Here is an 18,855-nt window from a genome sequence, read left to right on the forward strand (position 1 = left end):
GACCCGCGCGAGAAGCGCCAGGTCGGCAACTTCCCGCAGGCGTTCAGCCACGTCCCGCTGATCGACACCGCGCTGCGGCTGACGGCCTGCGGCGGCGCCTACCTGTCCGCCCAGCCGGACGGCCCCGCCGCCGACCAGGACACGGTCCGGCTGCCCGGCCAGCGCCGCCACACCGACGCCGACGCTCCGGCGGGCCGGCCGTGACCACAGTGAGGTACTCCAGCCCGCCTGCCCGCGCCCACCAGGACCGGTGGGACGCCGGACCCGAGCGCATGGTGGCAATGCTGGAAGACACCTCCTGCGCCGGCGTCCGCGACTACCTCCGCGGCGGGCACGCCGCCTACACCACCAGCCGCCAGGCCGCCTGGAGGCTGCTGGGCCTCCTGCCCCACGCGCCGTTCCTGGCCCAGGACGCCGCCTGGTTCGCCGAGCACGCCACCACGGTGCTGGTGCGTGACCACGGCGTGCGGCAGATCGTCCACCTGGACTGCGGCTATGCCAACGTCCCCGGTCACAACACCCACGAGATCGCCCGCGCGAGTGCTGCGGACTGCCGGGTCGTGTACGCGGCCGCCGACCCCCTCGCGGCTGCCGACGCACGATGCCTCCTGGCGGACAGTGACCAGGTCGAGGCCGTCACCACGCTCCTCGCCGCAGGAGTGGACGACATCCTGGACCACCCGGCCGTCAGCGCGTTGTTCGACCGGGCCCGGCCGGTGGCCGTGCTGTGCAGTTCCCTGGAGGCCGTCCCGGACCCCACGGCCGCCAGCCTCGCGGCCGCACTCGTCCGACGGCTGCCTGCCGGAGGCTACCTGGCGGTGTGCCAGCCGACGGTCCAGGAAACCTACCTGGCCCGACACATTGACGAGGAGATGGACGAGGCCCTCGACGGCCGGTGGGGACGCCTCCGCACCCCGGACCAGTTCGCGTCCCTGCTGCGCGACGCAGACCTCGGCGGGGGACCGGATGTGGTCACAGCGCCCCGATACATCCGGTCGTCCTACCGGCCCGCCGGTCCGCCCCGCGCCGCGGTGCTCGGCGCAATCGCCCGTATCCACCCGCACGGAGCGAACCGTGCGGCCGGCACCCGCACCACCCCGGCCGGTGCGGGTGCCGGCCCCGTCCCGGCGGAACGGAGCCGACCGTGACCTCGACCGCCCCTGTCACCGCAGCCGGCGCCCCGACGGCCGTCCTGCGTCCGCCAGCGCCCCTGCTCGGCGTTCCGGACCTCGCCGTGCTGCGCTTCGCGCTCCTGCCAGGCACGATCTCCACCGTCCTGACCCAGACCGACCCCCGGAGCTCCAGCGTGTCCACCAGCCCCCTCGCCCCATCCGTCCCGGCCACCCGGCCCCCCGAGGCGGCCGCCACCGTCGGGACCGCCCGGGCGGAGGTCCTGCTGACCGACGACCGCGGCCGCGTCCTGATCACCGCAGGCCCGGGGCCGGGTGACGCCGAGCTGCCGGGCGGCCCTCTCCTGCCCCACGAGACGCCGCCCGTCGCCGCCGAACGCCACGCCAAGGCCGCGACCGCGCTCGCGCACCTGACCCCAGGACGGCTGCTGGCCATCGACTGGCGGCCCGGCACCGGACCGACCTACACCTACGACCACCCGCCGCTGACCGGCGTCCAGGCCGCGGCACTGACCGCCGACGACGGCCGGCGCGGCGCACCGCGCCTGCTCGCCCCCGCCGAGCTCCTCACCCAGGCCCCCGCCGACGCGCAGCGCGTCCTCACCGCCCTGCGCGCCCGCGTCGAGGGCCGCACCGCCGAACTGGAACACGGCCGCCCCCGCACCCCGGGCGTGCTCGACACCCACCGCATCCTGCCCCGAACCGTCACCACCCCTGCGCCGTGGACGCCCGCCGACCGCCGGTACGACGGGGCCGCCACCAGCGTGGCGGGCTGGCTGTTCCTCTCCTCCGGGCTCGTCGTGCTCCACCACGACCCGGTGACCGGCCGCACCCGGCTGCCCGGCGGCCCTCTCTCGCCGAGCGACGCCGACGCGCTCGACCACGCGCTCGCCCGCACCTGCGCCGCCACCGTCGGCGTCCGCCCCCGCGACGGCGTCCTGATCGGCCACAGCGGAGCCGAGGCGCGCCTGGTCGCCACCGTGTCCCGGCTGGGGCCGTTGATCGCGGGCCCGTGCGAGCCCGCCGTCCTCCGCCTTCTCACCACGCCCGAACAGGCCGTCGAGCTGTGCGGGAACAGCATCACCGCGGCCGAGGTGCGCGACGCCCTGGAGAGCGCCGCGATCGCCACGGGCCTTCTGCGCCAGCCCGTCACCCTCGTCCCCGCCAACGGAATGACCTGGTAGCGACAGCCACCGCCTGCCGCACCACCGACCCCACAACGTCCCGTACACCCGGAGCATCACGTTGATCATCCGTCCACCGTTCCCGCCGGCCGCCCTCGCCGACCGGGTCCTCGGCGCGCACCTGCGCCACCTGCGGGAATGCCGAGGAGAGCAACTCGCCGCCGTGGCCGACCGGCTTCCCGCCCGGCTGCGCCTGACACCCGACGACCTGGCGGCCACCGAAGCCGGGCGTGGCACCATCCTGCTTCCGGCTTCGGTGACGGGCGAAGGCCCGGCGCTGGCGCGCGCGTACGGAGCCGGGCAGGTCGCGGCCGACGACTGGCGCACGTGCGCCGAGGAGCGTGGTCGACGGGCCACGGTCGGCTTCCCGGACGGCTTCTACGATCCGGGCCCCGGCTGGCCGCACCGCTACCAGATCCTTGAGGAGCGCGCTTCGAGCGTCCTGCTCACGGCCGGCGGCCGGTTCCTGCCGGTTCCGCTGCTCACCGACCGTCTCGAGGAGGAGCTGTGGAACCGGCGGCCCCAGGCACCTTCGCGCCGTGGGCATAAGGGCGTGCTGCTGGGGGCGCTACCGGGGACCGGGTGCACGCTGTGCCAGGTCTACCGCGGTGACCTGCTGACAGACCACGCGGCGCTCGCCAGGTGGCAGCGCGACGCCCACCGGGCCCGGGCCCGGGCCTTCGCGGCCCGGATCCGAACCCCCAACGCGCCGGCCACCACCGTGCTGCTGGACGAGGCGGTGCTCCACCGCCGTACCGGCGGCATGGAGCTGCACACCGAGCAGATGGCCCACTTGGCCGCCCTCGCCGAGTGCACGGCGCTGCGGATCCGTGTCGTGCCGATGGCCACCGGCATGCCGGTCCTCGTCGAGCACGTGCAGCTCGTCGTGGACGGGGACGTCCTCACCGTCGGCCTCTCGGAGTGGGAAGCCGCCTACCGGTCCGGCCCGGACCCGCGGCTGGCCGGCCTGGAGGAACACTCCCTGGGCGAGGGTGCGAGCCTCGGCCTTCTGCGGCAGGCGGCGGGCGGGACGCTGCACAGCGAGGGGATCGGGCGGTGAGCGTCACCATTGCGGCCCCCCGGCCACGACCCCCCGCGGCCCAGCCGCTGTGGCCACACCAGCGGGACGCCGTCGACGCCGTCTGCGCCCACCTGGCCGACGAGGAGAGGGCCGTACTCCACATGGCCTGCGGCACCGGGAAGACCCGAGTGGGAGCGGAGGTCGCGGCCCACGTCTCGGCACGAACCGCCAGCGCCACCCTGATCACCGTCCCCACCCTGCAACTGCTCAGCCAGACCGTCGCCGCATGGGTCCAGGCCCTCGGCCGCCCGGCCCTGGGCCGCCTGGTGGCAGTCTGCTCCCGGCCCGACATCGTGGACCACTACCGCAGCCGCCTCGACGGCTGGGAGGCCGTCGTCACCAGCGAACCGGACGTCCTGGCCGACCTGCTGCGCGGCGACCGCGTGACCGTTCTCTCCACCTACCAGAGCCTGGACGTCGTCACGGCCGCCTACCAGCGGTACAACCCGCCACCGCTCGCGCTCACCCTGGTGGACGAGGCGCACCGGACGGTCGGATCCGCGGGCAGCCTGTGGTCGCTGGTCCACGACGGCGTGCGCTTGCCCTCGCAACGGCGTCTGAGCATGACGGCCACACCGAAAGTGGTGCTGGGCGGTGGCGACGTCATCAGCATGGACGACGAGAAGCGGGTCGGCCCGGTGGCCTACCGGCTGACCTACGGCCAGGCACGCAGCCGCGGCCTCGTCGCGCACTTTCGCCTCGTGGTGCCGCTGGTGACCGACGAGGACACCGCGGCCGTCGTATCGGCGACCGAGCGGCCCGAATACCTCGCGAACGGCGGCGTCGGGATATCCGCACAGATGCTGGCCACCCAGATCGCGCTGCTGCGCGCCGCCCACGAGTACGACATCAAGCGCCTGATCACCTACCACCGTACGGTGGCGGACGCCAAGGCATTCTCCCGGACCCTTCCTCTGGCCCTGGACCACCTCGAGCCGCACGAACGGCCCGCCGGCCTGTGGGCCGGCCACATCCGCGGGAGCCACAGCCAGGCCGTCCGCGACGCGGTACTGGGCCGGCTGACGAACACGCAGGACGGCCTGGTCGTCGTGTCCAACGCCAAGGTCCTGTCCGAGGGAGTGAACATCCCGGAGATCGACGCCGTCGCCATCCTCGCACCGCGCAGCGAGATCGACTCCGTCCAGATCTTCGGGCGCGCCGGCCGGCTCACCGCACCGGGCACGTTCAAGATCGCGACGGTCTTCGTCCCCGCGGTCCTCGGCCCCGGGACCGCCGCCGGCCAGGCGCTCGAGGACTCCGCGTTCCAGCGCGTCTTCAGCGCCGCCCGCGCCCTGGCCGCCACGGACGACGTCCTCGCCGCGTACGGCACCAGCGCCCGGCGGGAGCTGGGATCGCAGGGCAGCGTCAGCGAGAGGGAGGACCAACCCGACTGGCTCGCCGTCACCGGCACCGCCGTCCCGGCCGGATTCGCCGACGCGATCCGGGTGAAGGTCGTCCGTGAGGTCTCCGCTCCCTGGCACGAGTACCTCGGCGCGGCCGACCAGTACCTCGCCGACCACGGCTCCCTCCAGGACATCCCCCGTAACTGGACCACACGGCAGGGCCTGCCGCTCGGGTCCTGGTGGCACACCACCCGGGCGGCCTTCAAACAGAACCGCCTGCCCGCCGACCTGCGTGAAGCCCTCGCCTCCATCGGCATGGTCCACAACCTTCTCGACCACACCTGGGACCTGTTCGTCGCCGACCTCACCGCGTACCACGCCGAATTCGGCCACGTTGACGTGCCACAGGACTACGTCAACACGGCCGGCCGGCCCCTCGGCGCCCAGGTCAGCTACCGGCGTGGACGCTTCGACAAGCTCACCGAGGCGCAGCGGGGGCAACTGGAGGCACTGGGGTTCACGCGCAGTGTCCAGGCGGCGGCCTGGGACCTGTTCGTCGCCGACCTCACCGCCTACCGCGACGAGTTCGGCCATGCCGACGTACCACAGGACTACGTGAACCCTGCCGACCGGCCACTCGGCAGGCACGTCCGCAGGCGGCGGCTGGCGTTCGACAAGCTCACCGCGGCCCAGCGGAGCCAGCTGTCCGATCTCGGGTTCACGCGCAGTGTCCAGGAGGCGGCCTGGGACCTGTTCGTCGCCGACCTCACCGCCTACCGCGACGAGTTCGACCACGTTGACGTGCCACAGGACTACGTGAACCCTGCCGACCGGCCACTCGGCAGGCACGTCCGCAGGCGGCGGCTGGCGTTCGACAAGCTCACCGCGGCCCAGCGGGGGCAGTTGAAGGCGCTGGGGTTCACACGCAGCCTCCAGGAGGCGGCCTGGGACCTGTTCGTCGCCGACCTCACCGCCCACCACGCCGAATTCGGCCACGTTGACGTGCCCCAGGACTACGTCAACGCGGCCGGCCGGCCCCTCGGCAAGCAGGTCCGCGGACGACGCGACGGGTACGACAGGCTCACCACTGCGCAGCGGCGGCAGTTGGAGGCGCTGGGGTTCACCCGCAGCGTCCACGGGGCGGCCTGGGACCTGTTCGTCGCCGACCTCACCGCCTACCGCGAGGAGACCGGCCACGCCGACGTACCGGAGGACTACGTCAACGCCGCCGGCCGACCCCTCGGCAAGCAGGTCCGACGGCGGCGGAACCGCTTCGACCAGCTCACCGAGGGACAGCGGCAGCAGCTGGCCGCCGTCGGCTTCGAGCGCACACTGCTCGAAGCCAGATGGCTCAAGCACCTGCGCGCGTGGGACGCCTACGCGAAGGCACGCGGAACGTCGGTCGTGCCCAAGGACCACACCGTCGACGGCTTCGCACTCGGACGATGGCGTCTTGCCCAACTCCACCTGCTACGCACCGGCAAGCAACCGCCCCACCGCGTGGCCCTCCTGGAACAGCACGGGTTCGCCAGCACGGGACCGCGTCCGGAAGGCGCTCTGGGGCAACCCGGAGCCGACGCCTCGACCACGGAGGAGCCCGCATCCACTGCACCGCCAGATCCGGGCAAGGCGCCCAACGACGCCGGTCTGGCGGGAGCTGAGCCCCAGGCGAGCTCCGGGACCTCCACGCGTTCCAGCCGCCGCGCCACCGGTCCGACCGGGCACAAGGGGGCAGCGCGATGACCCGAACCTGGAACAGAGGAACGGGGCCGGCGTCCTTTCCGCACGCGACCGTGCAGGGCATGGCGGACCAACTCGCCGGGGGCAACCACCACAACGCGCGACGCAACCTTACCGCCGCCCAAGCGCTGGACGCCCTGGTGAACGGGATCGGCGCCGCAGCCCGTGACGCCCACCTCTTCAAGGTAGCCGTGGTGCGCAGTGCGGCAGATCTCGGGATCGAGCAGATTCTCAACCTCGGGTGCGGCACACCCAGGGAGCCGACGCTCGCCGACGTCGCCCGACGGGCCGGTCGCCCTGCCTGCGTGGTCCATGTCGAGAACGACCCGCTCACCGCCGGCTACGGCCGCGCTCTGCTGGAGACCGACGGCAACACCGTCACCGTCGAGGCCGCCTGTCTGAGCGTCGCGGCTCTCGATCACCCCGCAGTGCGCGGGCACATCGACCTGGACCGGCCGGTGTGCCTGCTGCTGGTCGCCGCCGCGCACACCGCGCCGCTCGCCAGCCTCCGCGAACTGGTCTTCGCCTTGGCCGAGCGGCTGGCGCCGGGCAGCCTGTTCGCCGTGTCCCAATGGACGACCGACAATGCGGCGACTCGCTGGATGGTCAACGACTTCCTGTACGAGCAAACGCACGGCACGGCCGGCACGGTGCGCAGCACCGAGGAGGTCTCCGCGGCGTTCGAGCCTCATCTGCTCCTGGGCCCGCCGCCGGGCCCCGTCATCCGGTGGCAGCCGGCGCCCGGGCACGGCGGTGACCTGATCCCACTGCACGACGGGCGCAGCGGTGTCGTCGAGTTCGGCGCCGTGATCCGCCTCCCCGGCCCGGGCGGGCAGCAGGACCTCGCAGCCGGCGACGACCCTGGTGCGGCGTGGCGCGACGTGACCGGAGAAAGGTAACCGTGACCGACAGACTGCCCGTCTTCGACCCTTCCGACCCGGGCCGCAGCGCCCCCGCATTGGTCAACCACCGTCTGCGGCGGCTCGGGCTCGGTGAGCGCTACGGGCCGCGAGGGCGCGTGCTGCCCGAGGGGATCGGGTGGTGCAGGGCGCTGCCTGCCGCGGAGGAGGCGTGGCCGCCCGGGGCGCTGTGGTGCGTGCTGGTCGACTGGTACCCGGACGCTGCCCAGCGGCGCGATCCCGACACCGGTGCCGTCCCGCCCACGGCCGCCTGGCACTGGCGGGACCGGACCACGGCGACGATCACCGCCCTGACCCGGGCCGGCTTCGTGGCGCAGCTGCGCGGGCCGCGCCGCGACCCGCACCACCACCCGAGAGCCGAGCTCGTCGTCCACCAGCTGCCGCCCGGCGGCACCGTCGCGCAGGGGCCGCCGCACGGTGCCTGGGACGCGTACGGACCGGCCGAGCCTCACTTCCGGACCCGTCTCAGCGGCTGGGAGCCGACCCTGGGTCTTCGCCGGGTGATCGCCGACGCGGGCCTGCGGATGGGAGGCCGCGGCACCGGCGATTCCGTGACTGGGCTCGGCTGCGTGGTCCGGGACATCACGCAGTCGCTGTGGCCGGAGCAGGCGAGCGAGTGTGGCCTCGTCCTGTGGTATCCGCACCCCGACCCGCCCGACGGAGCCGAACTGCACTGGCGCAGCGCCACCGACCGTGTCCGGCAGGCGCTGGACGCGGCCGGCTACCGGGTCCGGCGCCGGGAGCGGCCCTGGCAGCCCGGCACCGACCAGTACGCGGCGTTCCTCGCCCACCGGATCGACCCCGCCCCGCCCGCACCGGCGACCCCCCACCCTCCCGAGGTGCTTCGCCACCCCGGGCAGGGCCGCGCACAGCTGAGCCTGCTCCCGGCACCCACCGACAGGACGACATGACCACCCACCGCACCACCGCGACGAGCTCGCTGGCGACTGCACGGCACACCTCGGGTGGGCGGGACTCCGCCATGCGAACCGCCCTCGAAGCCGCCGCCACCACCTACGGCCTTCCTACCGCCGGTGCCCGGATCCTCCAGGACGGCCTCAATCTCGTGGTCCGACTCCCGGATGCCGGGCTGGTCGCGAAGGTGTACCGGCCGGGCACCACACTGGCCGCGGCCGTGCGCCTGTCACGGCTCGCCGACTGGCTGCGGGCCAACGACGTCCTCGTCCCCGCTCCGCACCGGCTCCCGCTGTTCACCGAGGGCCGGCTCGTGGTGTCGTTCATGGAGGATCTCGGTTCGGCCGGAGCGATCAACCCGCAGCAGTTCGCCGCACTGCTGCGCCACCTGCACACTCTCACACCGCCGCCCGCCTTCGGCCTGCCCGCCTACGCCCCCGCCGACAGCCTCGCGGCCCGACTGCGTGCCCTGCCCGGTACGACGCCGGCGTCCCGGCAGGACCTGGAGCAACTGCTCACGCGCCTGGCAGAGGTCGCACGGCGCTGGCTGGAGGTCGACTGGCCCGGCGGCACGGGCCTGCTGCACGGCGACGCCGGGTACAGCAACACGGTCCTCTCACCGGCCGGGCCCGCGTTGATCGACTGGGACTACGCGAGCATCGGGCCGGTGTGCGTGGACCTCGCCCTGGAGGCATGGCACACGGAGGCATTCGACACCCCGGTGGCCCGCTACCGCAGCCTGGCCCGCGCCTACGGCCTGGACATCACCCGCCACGACGGCGCCGACGCCTACGCCCTGCTGCGGTCGGTGCTGGCGATCACCGGCGTGATCGTGTTCCTGGAGGCGGCCGCCGACGACCCGAGGTGGGCGGGCACGGCAGCGCACCGCCTGGCCTGCGTCCTCGGCGACGAGCCGCTTCCCTGGCACTGGCGGATCGATCCCGCGCTGACCGGCCGCACCGGGCTTCTGGCCCGAACGTTCTGATCCCGACCTCAAACCGGACCGAGAAAGGCAGTCGACCGCTCATGACCACCCGCACTCCCGCCGACGACACCCCCCGGCAGGCCTTCGCCGCCCGCCTCGCCGCCGAACCGGGCGTCCACGACCACCAGGTCGTCGCAGCCCTCGCCGCCGGCCACCGCGACCGGCTGATCCCGGCCGCGTTCGTCCCCGCCGACACCGGGCCCCGCCCCACGAAATGGAGCACGCTCACCGCCGACACGGACCCCGCCCGCCACCAGGAACTGGTGTGGGGGATGGACCAGGTCGTCGTCGAACTCGCCGGCCTGGCCGCCGAATCGGCCACACCCCGCACGGTTCACCAAGGCCGGCCCACCGCGCAGAGCAGCGGCGCCGGACTCGTCGCGCTCGCTCTCCAGGACCTCCAGCCCCTGGCGGGCACACGGCTGCTGGAACTGGGCACCTGCACCGGCTGGCTGGCGGCCGCGGGCGCCGCACTGACCGGCCGCCAGGTCACCGGGATCGAAGCGCAGCCCGAGATCGCCCGCCGCACCACCATGCGCCTGGCCGCCATCGGGGCCGACGTACGGATCGTGGCCGGCGACGCGCTGCGCCTGGGGTTCGGCGGTCCGGCCCGGCCGTGGAACCGCATCGCCGCCAGCTTCGCCGTGCCCTCGCTCCCGAAGCCGTGGCTGGACGCCCTCGCCGAGGGCGGCCGGATGACCGCCACCCTGTCCCAGGGCGCGCCGGGCTGGCACCTGAACGCCCTGGTCGAACGCGACGGCGCCGGGCGGCTGGCGGGGACGGTGTCCGCCGGCTTGTGGGGACATGTCCCGGCGCGCGGCGTCGACTGGCTGCCGGTGCCGGATCGTCCCGCGGGCGCCGGCATGAGCAGGTCGGCCGTGCTCGCCCCGCCGCACTTCGGTGAACGCGGGTTCTGGACACTGCTCGGCCTGTCCCTGCCCGGGGTCCGCCGCCACTGGTCACCCGGGGACGACACCGTGGTGCTGGTGGGCTCCGCCGACGGCTCGCGTGCGCACGTCGCTCCCGACGGCAGCACCGCCACCTGCTGGGGCCCGACCGACCTGTGGGCCCTGGCGGAACACCTCCACGAGCGGTGGACGTCGGCCGGCCGGGCGAGTTCGCCCTGGACCTCACCGGGGAGCACCAGGTCGTCGACGCCGGTGCCACGATCGGACGGGCCTTCCGCCTGCCCGCACCCCGGCACCCGGCAGGCGGTGCCGATGCCCTCTGACCAGGCGAACAGCGACGCACCGACCCAGGGTCCGGTGCGGGCGGACGGGCCGCCGCATGGTCGCTGACCCCGGTGACGGGCCCCGGCGCCCGCTCCCGCCCGGCCCCGTGGATCCACCGGGCGGCCCGGGACCGGCGGCCGAGGCAGACCGCAACGAGGCGCTGTACCAGGTCCTCCTGGATCTGGGCTGGTCCTACTCGGGCTTCGCGCAACGGGTCCGTGAGCGCTGCCTGGCGATCGGGGTGCCGAGGCCGGTGAGCACCAGCACGGTCTCGCGGTGGCTTGCGGGCGCGCAGCCGCGGCCGGAACTGGCGGCTGCAGCGTGCGATGTCCTCACCCGGGCGTGCAAGCGTCAGGTGACGCCCGAGAACCTGGGGTGGCCGTCCGGCGACAGGGACGTGGCGGAGCAGGCCGTCCAGTACGGCGATCTCGGGCACGCGGTACAGATGCTGCGACGGCTGTGGCAGATGGACGCCGCTCCCGGGAGCGCGTCGGTGCGAGGGATGCCGTTCGTGGTGACGCCCTCCGCGGTCGAGGCGCTGGTCATGCCTTCTGACACGGAGATCGCCGGGCACGGGCAGCGGCGGGTGACCGTCGCGGACATCGAGCTGCTGGACGCGCACACCGAGCTGTACGGGAGAACGGAGGCCCGGCACGGAGGTGGCCGGTTCCGGTCCGTGTTCGCCGGGTTCCTTGCCGCCCACGCCGGTCCGCTGCTCGAGGGCGGGTTCAGTGCCGGGCGCGGCCGGCTGCTGTACGGCAGCGTCGTCGACGCGGTCCTCGCGCTGGCGAGCATGGCCCACGACGACCAGTTGCCGGGCCTGGCGCAACGCTACGACCTGCAGGCGATGCGGCTGGCTCAGGCGATCGGGGATCGCGGTCGGCTGGCGCGGGGCTGCATCCACCAGGCGCGGCTGGCGGCGGTGCGGGGCGACGGCCGGGAGGTGCTGACCCACGCCCGCAGCGCGGTCGTCGCGGCGACCGGCGCGCCCGCGCTGGTACGGGCCTACGTCGCGGTGACGGAAGCGAGGGCGTGGGCCTACACCGGTGACGGGGCGCAGTGCCGGGCGGCGGTGGAGCGGGCGCGGGCCGCGTTCGACCGGGCCGGGCGCGGGTCGGACCCGAAGTGGCTGGCGTGGCTGGACCGTCCGGAGTTGGAGGGGCAGGCCGCGTGGGCACTGGCGATGGCCGGACTGACCGAGGAGGGCGAGCAGGCTCTGAAGGTAGCGGGGGGCCTGTCTCCGGAGCGCACCCGCGACAGTGTGGAACTGCTCATCACCGGTGCGGAACTGGCGCGGCTGCGCGGCGACCGCGCCGGGTGGGAGGAGTCGCTGGCGAAGGCGAAGACGGCCGCCCAGCACCTCAAGAGCCGGCGCCTGGCGCGGCGTCTGGCCGATGCCGGCGCCGGCGGCCCGCTCCACGACTTCTGACACCGGGCCGGTCAGCCCGGACCGGACCCGGTGTCAAGGCAGTAGGTCAGACTGCGGGCCCACCGAGCCAGGTGAGCTTGGAGCGGACGTCAGCCACGACACGGGGCCGCGGCGCCTCCCCGGGAGCGGGGGTTCCGACGTACAGGTAGCCGAGCAACTGCTCGTCGGCGCCGATGCCGAGGTGCTTGCGGACCTGCGGCGCCTCGGGGTACGGGCCGCCGAACCACACGCCGCCCCAGCCACGCGCGTCCAGGAGCAGCAGCAGGGTGGTGGCCATCGCCGACGTCGCGGCGAGTTGCTCCCAGCGCGGAACGGTCGGGTGGTCGCGGGGCTGGAAGACGAGGGCGATCATCAGCGGCGCGCGCAGGTGCTTGGCCCCGATCCGCTCGGCCAGGTCGGCGGTGGGCGCGGCCTCGGCGGCGGCTTCACCGAGCCGGGCGCGGGCCTCGCCGCAGATCGCGATCACACGCCAGGGGCGCAGCTGGCCGTGGTCGGGCGCGCCGGCGGCGGCCGCGAGCAGGTCGAGGAGTTCGTCCGGGCCCGGGGCGGGTTCGGTGAGGCGGATGGTGCTGCGCCGGGCGCGGATCGCCGTCTCGGCGGGAGCGTTGGTCATCGGGTCGCTCCCGGGGTGGCGGGCGTTGCGGTGACCGTCTCGGCGGCGGCGGCCGGGGTGGTGAGGTCGGGGGCGTCCCGGGTGAGGCGGTCGAGCAGGGGCGCGGTGGCGGCGGTGGTCACGACGGCCATCAGGACCATGATCGTGAACAGGTTCGTGGAGATGACGCCGAGCTGCAGGCCGATGCCGAGGACGACGATCTCGGTGATCCCGCGGCAGTTCATCAGGGTCCCCATCAGCGCCGACCACCGCCGGTCGCAGCCGGCGAGCCGGGCCGCGCCGGCGGCGCCGGCCCACTTGCCGGCGACGCCGACGACCAGGACGAGCGCGGCCCAGCCCCACTGGCCGGCCGGAAGGTGCACGAGGTCGGTGCGCAGGCCGGTGGCGACGAAGAACAGCGGGAGCAGCACCGGGACAAAGACCCCCTGGAGGCGGGCGGCGCTGCGCTCGACGGCCGGCAGGCGGCGCGGCACCGTCGCGCCGAACAGGAATGCCCCGAAGGCGGGATGGACGCCGATCCGGTCGGTGGTGGCTGCGGCCAGGAGCAGCCCGGCGATCAGCAGCACCGTCACCAGGTCCTCCGAGGTGCGCGCGGCGCGCGCCAGCGTCCGCCTCACGAGGGGGCGGGCCGCGGCCAGGGCGGCGGTGAGGGTGACGGTCAGGGCGAGGGCGGTGAGTGCGTCCAGTGGGGAGCCGGCGGTGGCCAGGGCGGTGACGGCGATGAGCAGACACCAGGCGAGGGCGTCGTCGGTGGCGGCGCACGCGAGGGCGAAGGCACCCAGTCGCGTATTGGTGAGGCCCCGGTCGGTGAGGATCCGGGCGAGGACGGGGAACGCGGTGACGGCCAGCGCGGTGGCGACGAACAGGACGAACGGCAGCCGGCTGACGCCGGGCGGTGCGAGAGCCGGGTACATGACGACCGCGAGGCCGGCCCCGAGGCCGAGGGGCAGCAGGATGCTGCCGGCGGCGACGGCGGCCACCGCGCAGCGGGCGGTGCGCAGCGAGCGGAGGTCGAGTTCGAGGCCGACGAGGAAGAGGAAGACGAGCAGGGCGAGGTTGCCAATCACCGAGGTGTACGGCAGGGCGGCGGGCGGCAGCAGCGTGTGCTGGACGGTGGGGGCAAGCCAGCCGAGAAGAGAGGGGCCGAGGAGCATGCCGGCGGCCATCTCTCCCACGACGGGCGGCTGGCCGAGACGGCGGGCGGCCCAGCCGCCTGCCTGGCAGGCCAACACCACGGTGGGAACGGCGACGAGGACGAGCGAGAGCGGACTGGACAACAGCGGTCTCCGGTCGAAGGTCGGCGTGGGGGCGGGTATGCGCGCGAACTCGGCGGCCCGGTGCGCGCGGGTGCTCCGGGACGGGCCGGGGCGGCCCTGGCCGGTGGCCCGCGTGTGGCCGCCCCCGGGCGTCCGGTCAGGCCGTGGGGAAGAGGCTCCGGTAGGCCGGGTGGGCCCTGAAGGGGCCGCCGTGGTGCGGTGACGTCAGGGAGCCGTGGTGTTCGGTCCCGTCGAGGGTGTGCAGCACGGCGACGAGCCGGTAGTCCGGGTGGATGCCGTCGTCACTGAGGGCCGTCTCCACGGTGAGCTCCAGGACGTCTCCGGGCGCGACCGGCACCGGGGCGTCGAAGAGCGGGAAATAGATGCTGGCCCAGTTGGTCCGCATGCGCAGCGCGTCGAGCGGCTCGTCGTCCGGCAGGCACCAGAGGTTGAGCCAGGTGAGCACGCCGTCGACCTGGCCGGCCCGGGTGATGGCCAGGCGGGTGGTGGTGCGCTGCTCGGTTCGCAGTTCGCCGTTGAAGTCGAGGACCTCGACCGGTCGGCCGTCGCTGAGCAGGGCGCCGGTGTGTGGGTTCTCGATCCGCAGCCGGATGTCGAAGGGCCTGCCGTGCCAGTCGAAGATGCTCTGCAGGTACGGGATGGCCGCCTGGGAGAACGCGACGGGCTGGCCGGGGAGCAGGTCGGCGAGGCGGACGGCTGCGGCGAGGGTCACCGCGCGGTGTGGCACCACCAGGCCCTCGGGTACCAGGTGGCGGTTGCGGGCGTCGGTCAGGACGGCTGCCGCGCCTTCGGCGCCGGCCAGGGAGCCGATGATCTCCGCCACGCAGACGTCGACCTTGGGCGCGAACCGCAGGGTGGTCGACTCGCCGAGCAGGAGCGTGATCAGGTCGCGCTGGTCGAGGGTGGCCAGGGTGTCGGCGGCCTTGTGGAACGCGTCGTCGATGACTTCGACGGCCAGGGCGTTGCGGGCTCCGGCTCGGACGCTCTCGTACGCCCAGAGGAGGTCTTCCCCGGTGCCGATGTCCAGGACACGTCGGCCCGGCGCGAGCTTGGCCAGCGCGGCGAGGAAGCGCTGGTTGCGCTCGTGGTCGGTGGTCATGGTCGAGTAGAGGAACTGGTCGTAGATGGGGTATTCGCCGACCGTCGGCCACAAGGCCGGCCGGCCGGCCCGTTTGGACCCGGGGTCCACGTCCACGAGCACGGTGTTTCCGTGCGCCTTGAGCTCTCTGGTCTCGTGCATGGTCGCCTTTCGCGGGTGTGCTGTCGGGTTCGGTGTGCTCGGGGCGTCGGTCGCCGTGCCGACGCTTCGCGGGAGCAGCGGGCATGCGGGCGTGGGAGTCCGGCCCGGCGGCAGGTGGCCGGCGGGCTCGGGCGGCTGGGTGAAGCGGGCTTCAGGTGCGCAGCAGGGGCAGGGTGGTGCAGCGCAGGGAGCCGGGGATGCGGGTGACCTCGGAGTAGTCGACGGCCAGGACCTCGAGTCCGAGGGCGGTCAGGGTGGCGGCGATGCGGTCGCTGCCCGCGGCGACGACGACCGTCGTGGGGGCGATGGCCAGGACGTTGACCTGGACGGCGAGGGCCTCGGCGTCGGTGACGGGGACGAGGTGGTCGAAGCGGGTGTCGAACCAGCGGTTCTGGTCGGCGGTGAATACGTCGCGGTGGATGAGGGCGGTGCCGGGTGCGACGACGGCGAGGTGGTCGTCGAGGTGGACGATCCCCTTGAGCGCGAAGGGCACGGGGACAACCTCGCGGTCGATTCCGTGCCGGGTGAGGGCGTCCTGGAGGGCGTTGGCGCCGTCGGGGCTGGTCTCCTCGCTCAGGCCGACGAGGACGGTGGCGGTGTCGGGGAGCAGAACGTCGCCGCCCTCGATCGTGCCGCGCGCGAGCCCGACCGGCTGCGTTCCGAGGGCGGGGTCGGCGAGGGCGTCGGCTTCGGCCCGGCGGTGCCCGGAGTTCAGGCGGGACCGGAACAGGACGTGGTCGACGACGAAAGCGATGTCGCGGGGGTAGTGCTGGACGGAACAGCCCGGCGCGTCGGGGAGCAGGACCACGTCGGTGCCGCGGTCGCGGAGCAGCCCGATCAGCTGGTCCTGCTGGGCACGGACGAGGGCCGGCTCGTAGGCGGCCCAGGTGCTGGTGGCCTGTTGGCGGGCGAGGACCGGGTGGACGTCGGGGCCGTCCAGGGGGCGGGTGAAGTCGCCGGCGTGGCGCATGGCCACGCGGGCGAGGGTTCCGTACTCGGTGGCGACATGGACGGCGGGGCGCACGGGTCCTCCTGGGGCCGGTCGGGGCGTGGTGGTGTGCGGGGTGGAGGTGCTCCCGGCACGGCCCATCGGCGGGCCTGCGGGGCGGGCGCTGTCAGGTGCGCCCGCCCCGCAGGGTCCGGGAACTCAGCCGGCCGCGGGGGGCGGGGTGTCGCACTGGGCGAGCCACGGCGCGGCCTCGGCGACCCGGTTGATGTTGGTGGGGACCAGGTCCGGGTCGGTGCCGTAGTGGTCGAGGGCGGTGGCGAGGATGCCGATGATCGTGTCGTCGCCGTAGTCGCGGGCGGCGATGTGGGTGCCGCACGTCCCGCAGAATCCGCGGGCGGTTTTGCCGGGGTAGGTGTCGTACCAGGTCGGCTCGCCGCCCTCGCCGCTCCACTCCAGCCCGGCCATCGAGAAGCCGATCCACCACTGGAACGGCGCGCCCGCTCGCTTGGCGCAGTGCCCGCAGTTGCAGACGTGCGGGTCGTCCACCGGGCCGGTGACGGTGAAACGGATCTCCCCGCACAGGCAGCCGCCGCTGCGGACCTCGGGGCCGGGGCGGGGGCCGGTGGCAGCGGCGGCCGCGGCGATGGCGGCGGCGACAGTCTCGGACACTAGTTCAATTCCTCAGCGCGGTAGGCCAGTTGGGTCCACCAGTGTGCCATCGCGTTGAAGATCTGCAGAAAACCCTCCAGGGCCTGCGGCAGGTCGAGGCCGAACAGGTCACTCTGACGGATGAACCGGGCCAGGCCCTCGACGTGGGCCTCCTCCACGCTCATGCCTCCGACCTGCGCGGCCTCGTGGTCCTCGTCGAGGTGGAGCCGGTAGTAGTAGTCCAGGCTCGTCAGCGCCGGGCCGCTGGCCCGGATGGTCAGCTCGCCGTACCGGTCGGTGATGGCCCGAAGGATCTCGGTCTCGGCGACGGCGACACCCTCGGTGGCGTAGTAGCCGCCGGCGATGAGGCCGGTCATGTGGGAGTTGACGAGAACCTGGTGCTGAAGGACCAGCAGGCCTGTCTCCGGGGCGGGGACGTGGCCGTTGACGAGCAGGCCGAGGTCGGTGAGCAGCGCGCGGGTGTAGAGGATGTAGTGGGCGGGGACTTTGCCGGGCTCGCCTCCCTCCTCCAGGAAGTTGCGGTCGAACTCGTGCCCAAGGGCTGGGCAGGAGCCGTAGACCTGGGCGGCGGCCAGGCGCAGGAACTGGGCGTTGTGCCGGGCGAACACGCTGAGCTCGGCGATGTACATGCGGGCCTGCGCCACAGTGAGGGTGGCGGGGTCGACCAGGGTGCGGATCTGCCGGTAGATCGCCTCGATCATGGGCTTGAGGTGCTTGTCGACGAGGTCGTCGCCGCTGGTGCGGTTGCCCTGGAGGGTGGCGTGGATGTAGCCGCGGGTCTCCGGGTTCGCCTGCAGGTACATCTCGACCAGGCTGGTGCCGCGCAGGTCCTCGAGCGTGGGTGCGGTGGCGGTGGTGGTCACGTGGTCTCCTCGGGCGTGGTGGTGAGGGTCAGGCCGCCGGTGGCGCCGAGCGTGCGGATCGCGGCGATCACCTGCTGGTCGTCGGGCAGGGGGGTGGGGCCGTTGTTGAGGCGCTCGACCAGGTCGGGGGTGAGGACGGCGGGGTCGGCAGGCGCCTCGCAGCCGCGCAGGAACGCCTGCTGGCCGGTGACGATCAGCCGGTAGGGGGCGCGGACGGCGACGTTCGTGCCGGGCGCGAGGGCGGCGGAGGCGAACGCGGCGGCGACCTCGTCACGGGCGAGGTCGCGCTCGGTCTGCTGCCAGCCGCCGTTGCTGAGGACGGTGTACCAGCGCTGGTGGGCGTGCTGGGCGGCGGCGGCCGGCGCCTGATCGGCGGCCGCGGTGAACGCGGCGGCGGTCGCCTCGCCCAGGCAGCGGGCGAGCGCGTCGGGGCCGGCGGCCAGCGGCTGCATCGGGGACGGCCGGCCGGCGGCGGTGTCGGGCTCGCTGGCCAGGAGGGTGTCCACCAGATCCGGCGCGATCCAGGCCCGGGCGACGGCGGCGTCGGGGAAGGTGTACAGGGGGATGGCGACGGAGACGGAGAACTCGCTCTGGCGGCCGACGTGGAAGACGCGCTCGGGCAGGAACAACGCGTCACCGGGCTCCAGGGCGAAGTGCTCGCCGGGCTCCAGGAGCCACGTGTAGTCCCCGTACAGCGGGTCGGAGCTGCCGGTGAGCTTGCGGTACTCCTCGGCCGACCAGCAGTAGAAGTCCTTGGTGCCGGGGCCGTAGTGGGTGAGGAACGCGTTCTCGTAGCCCTCGTGGACGCCGAACGCCGTCCCGCTGTAGTTACCGACGAACGCGACCAGCTCGGCGCCGCCGGCCGGAACGCCCCAGCCCTCGATCAGCGCGCCGACGAACTCGCCCAGGCCCGCGGCCAGCGGCTCGCTGACGCTCTCCAAGGTGTTGAGGACCAGGCTGAACCGCTCGGCGCCGACCTGCTCCTGCATCCACGCGACGAAGCCGGCCTGCGGCCAGGCGTCGGCAGCCAGCACCGCGTCCACCAGGTCCGGGCGGTGCTCCTCGCCCACGTAGACCCGGGCGTTCGCGGTGATCTCCACCCCGGCCCGGCTGGCGCGGCGGATCGCGGCGAAGCCCTCCAGCACGGCGGCCGCGTTCGCGGCCGAGGCGGGGACGACGTTCTTGAACAGGTACGGCCGGGTCATGCCGGCGGTCTTCTCCGGCAGGGTGCTGGTCCAGAACTCGCTCGGCGGGGGCCACTGTCCGGTGCTGCTCATAGCCGGGG

At 74.0% G+C, this 18,855-nt stretch carries 17 protein-coding genes; 10 read left to right on the forward strand and 7 right to left on the reverse strand.

Features of this window, described 5'->3' with window-relative positions:
• The 10 genes from ACIQIB_RS33095 to ACIQIB_RS33140 all read left to right on the forward strand — a co-directional run.
• Positions 1-204: hypothetical protein (locus ACIQIB_RS33095; protein ID WP_400762627.1), on the forward strand; the 204-nt coding region annotated here is incomplete at its 5' end.
• 77 nt (positions 205-281) lie between these two features.
• Positions 282-1,148, forward strand: coding sequence for an SAM-dependent methyltransferase (locus tag ACIQIB_RS33100; protein WP_400762518.1), 867 nt, complete (start codon positions 282-284; stop codon positions 1,146-1,148).
• Positions 1,145-2,314 carry a hypothetical protein gene (locus ACIQIB_RS33105; protein ID WP_400762520.1) on the forward strand — a complete coding sequence of 390 codons (1,170 nt, stop codon included), beginning with the start codon at positions 1,145-1,147 and terminating at the stop codon, positions 2,312-2,314. Before ACIQIB_RS33100 ends, ACIQIB_RS33105 begins: the two co-directional genes overlap by 4 nt.
• A 61-nt stretch (positions 2,315-2,375) precedes the next feature.
• Positions 2,376-3,374, forward strand: a complete 999-nt coding sequence (locus ACIQIB_RS33110; RefSeq protein WP_400762522.1) for a Scr1 family TA system antitoxin-like transcriptional regulator — start codon at positions 2,376-2,378, stop codon at positions 3,372-3,374.
• Complete coding sequence (locus ACIQIB_RS33115; protein ID WP_400762523.1) at positions 3,371-6,481, forward strand: Helicase associated domain protein; 3,111 nt, start codon at positions 3,371-3,373, stop codon at positions 6,479-6,481. The genes ACIQIB_RS33110 and ACIQIB_RS33115 overlap by 4 nt, the downstream gene beginning before the upstream one ends.
• A gap of 59 nt (positions 6,482-6,540) precedes the next feature.
• Positions 6,541-7,377, forward strand: coding sequence for an SAM-dependent methyltransferase (locus ACIQIB_RS33120; protein ID WP_400762524.1), 837 nt, complete (start codon positions 6,541-6,543; stop codon positions 7,375-7,377).
• 2 nt (positions 7,378-7,379) lie between these two features.
• Positions 7,380-8,309 carry a hypothetical protein gene (locus ACIQIB_RS33125; RefSeq protein WP_400762526.1) on the forward strand — a complete coding sequence of 310 codons (930 nt, stop codon included), beginning with the start codon at positions 7,380-7,382 and terminating at the stop codon, positions 8,307-8,309.
• A complete protein-coding gene (locus tag ACIQIB_RS33130; RefSeq protein WP_400762528.1) occupies positions 8,306-9,298 on the forward strand; it encodes a phosphotransferase enzyme family protein in 993 nt (330 codons plus the stop codon). Before ACIQIB_RS33125 ends, ACIQIB_RS33130 begins: the two co-directional genes overlap by 4 nt.
• Before the next feature lie 41 nt (positions 9,299-9,339).
• Positions 9,340-10,596, forward strand: coding sequence for a hypothetical protein (locus tag ACIQIB_RS33135; protein ID WP_400762530.1), 1,257 nt, complete (start codon positions 9,340-9,342; stop codon positions 10,594-10,596).
• Positions 10,586-11,959 carry a transcriptional regulator gene (locus ACIQIB_RS33140; RefSeq protein ID WP_400762532.1) on the forward strand — a complete coding sequence of 458 codons (1,374 nt, stop codon included), beginning with the start codon at positions 10,586-10,588 and terminating at the stop codon, positions 11,957-11,959. Before ACIQIB_RS33135 ends, ACIQIB_RS33140 begins: the two co-directional genes overlap by 11 nt.
• Positions 11,960-12,005: 46 nt before the next feature.
• On the opposite strand, the gene ACIQIB_RS33145 is transcribed toward ACIQIB_RS33140, so the two are convergent.
• The 7 genes from ACIQIB_RS33145 to ACIQIB_RS33175 all read right to left on the reverse strand — a co-directional run bounded on the left by ACIQIB_RS33145 (position 12,006) and on the right by ACIQIB_RS33175 (position 18,847).
• Positions 12,006-12,572, reverse strand: coding sequence for a nitroreductase family protein (locus ACIQIB_RS33145; protein WP_400762534.1), 567 nt, complete (start codon positions 12,570-12,572; stop codon positions 12,006-12,008).
• Positions 12,569-13,849, reverse strand: a complete 1,281-nt coding sequence (locus tag ACIQIB_RS33150) for a cation:proton antiporter (protein WP_400762535.1) — start codon at positions 13,847-13,849, stop codon at positions 12,569-12,571. Before ACIQIB_RS33150 ends, ACIQIB_RS33145 begins: the two co-directional genes overlap by 4 nt.
• Before the next feature lie 136 nt (positions 13,850-13,985).
• Entirely contained in the window at positions 13,986-15,089 is a 1,104-nt protein-coding gene (locus tag ACIQIB_RS33155) for a class I SAM-dependent methyltransferase (RefSeq protein WP_400762537.1), read from the reverse strand.
• Between the two features lie 151 nt (positions 15,090-15,240).
• Entirely contained in the window at positions 15,241-16,113 is an 873-nt protein-coding gene (locus tag ACIQIB_RS33160; RefSeq protein WP_400762538.1) for a dimethylarginine dimethylaminohydrolase family protein, read from the reverse strand.
• A 123-nt stretch (positions 16,114-16,236) separates the two neighbouring features.
• Positions 16,237-16,707, reverse strand: a complete 471-nt coding sequence (locus tag ACIQIB_RS33165) for a GFA family protein (RefSeq protein WP_400762540.1) — start codon at positions 16,705-16,707, stop codon at positions 16,237-16,239.
• On the reverse strand, positions 16,707-17,570 hold the full coding sequence (locus tag ACIQIB_RS33170; RefSeq protein WP_400762542.1) for a DUF3865 domain-containing protein: 864 nt from the start codon (positions 17,568-17,570) through the stop codon (positions 16,707-16,709). Before ACIQIB_RS33170 ends, ACIQIB_RS33165 begins: the two co-directional genes overlap by 1 nt.
• Positions 17,567-18,847, reverse strand: coding sequence for a hypothetical protein (locus tag ACIQIB_RS33175; RefSeq protein ID WP_400762544.1), 1,281 nt, complete (start codon positions 18,845-18,847; stop codon positions 17,567-17,569). The genes ACIQIB_RS33170 and ACIQIB_RS33175 overlap by 4 nt, the downstream gene beginning before the upstream one ends.
• Positions 18,848-18,855 lie beyond the last annotated feature (8 nt).

Source organism: Kitasatospora sp. NPDC092286, from assembly GCF_044755565.1.
Classification (GTDB): domain Bacteria; phylum Actinomycetota; class Actinomycetes; order Streptomycetales; family Streptomycetaceae; genus Kitasatospora.

What these genes read in the sequence shown, in the direction of transcription:
- ACIQIB_RS33100 (WP_400762518.1), top strand. Translation starts at nt 282, where the DNA reads ATGCTGGAAGACACCTCCTGCGCCGGCGTCCGCGACTACCTCCGCGGC.
- ACIQIB_RS33120 (WP_400762524.1), top strand. Translation starts at nt 6,541, where the DNA reads ATGGCGGACCAACTCGCCGGGGGCAACCACCACAACGCGCGACGCAAC.
- ACIQIB_RS33130 (WP_400762528.1), top strand. Translation starts at nt 8,306, where the DNA reads ATGACCACCCACCGCACCACCGCGACGAGCTCGCTGGCGACTGCACGG.
- ACIQIB_RS33135 (WP_400762530.1), top strand. Translation starts at nt 9,340, where the DNA reads ATGACCACCCGCACTCCCGCCGACGACACCCCCCGGCAGGCCTTCGCC.
- ACIQIB_RS33140 (WP_400762532.1), top strand. Translation starts at nt 10,586, where the DNA reads ATGGTCGCTGACCCCGGTGACGGGCCCCGGCGCCCGCTCCCGCCCGGC.
- ACIQIB_RS33145 (WP_400762534.1), bottom strand. Translation starts at nt 12,572, where the DNA reads ATGACCAACGCTCCCGCCGAGACGGCGATCCGCGCCCGGCGCAGCACC.
- ACIQIB_RS33155 (WP_400762537.1), bottom strand. Translation starts at nt 15,089, where the DNA reads ATGCACGAGACCAGAGAGCTCAAGGCGCACGGAAACACCGTGCTCGTG.
- ACIQIB_RS33175 (WP_400762544.1), bottom strand. Translation starts at nt 18,847, where the DNA reads ATGAGCAGCACCGGACAGTGGCCCCCGCCGAGCGAGTTCTGGACCAGC.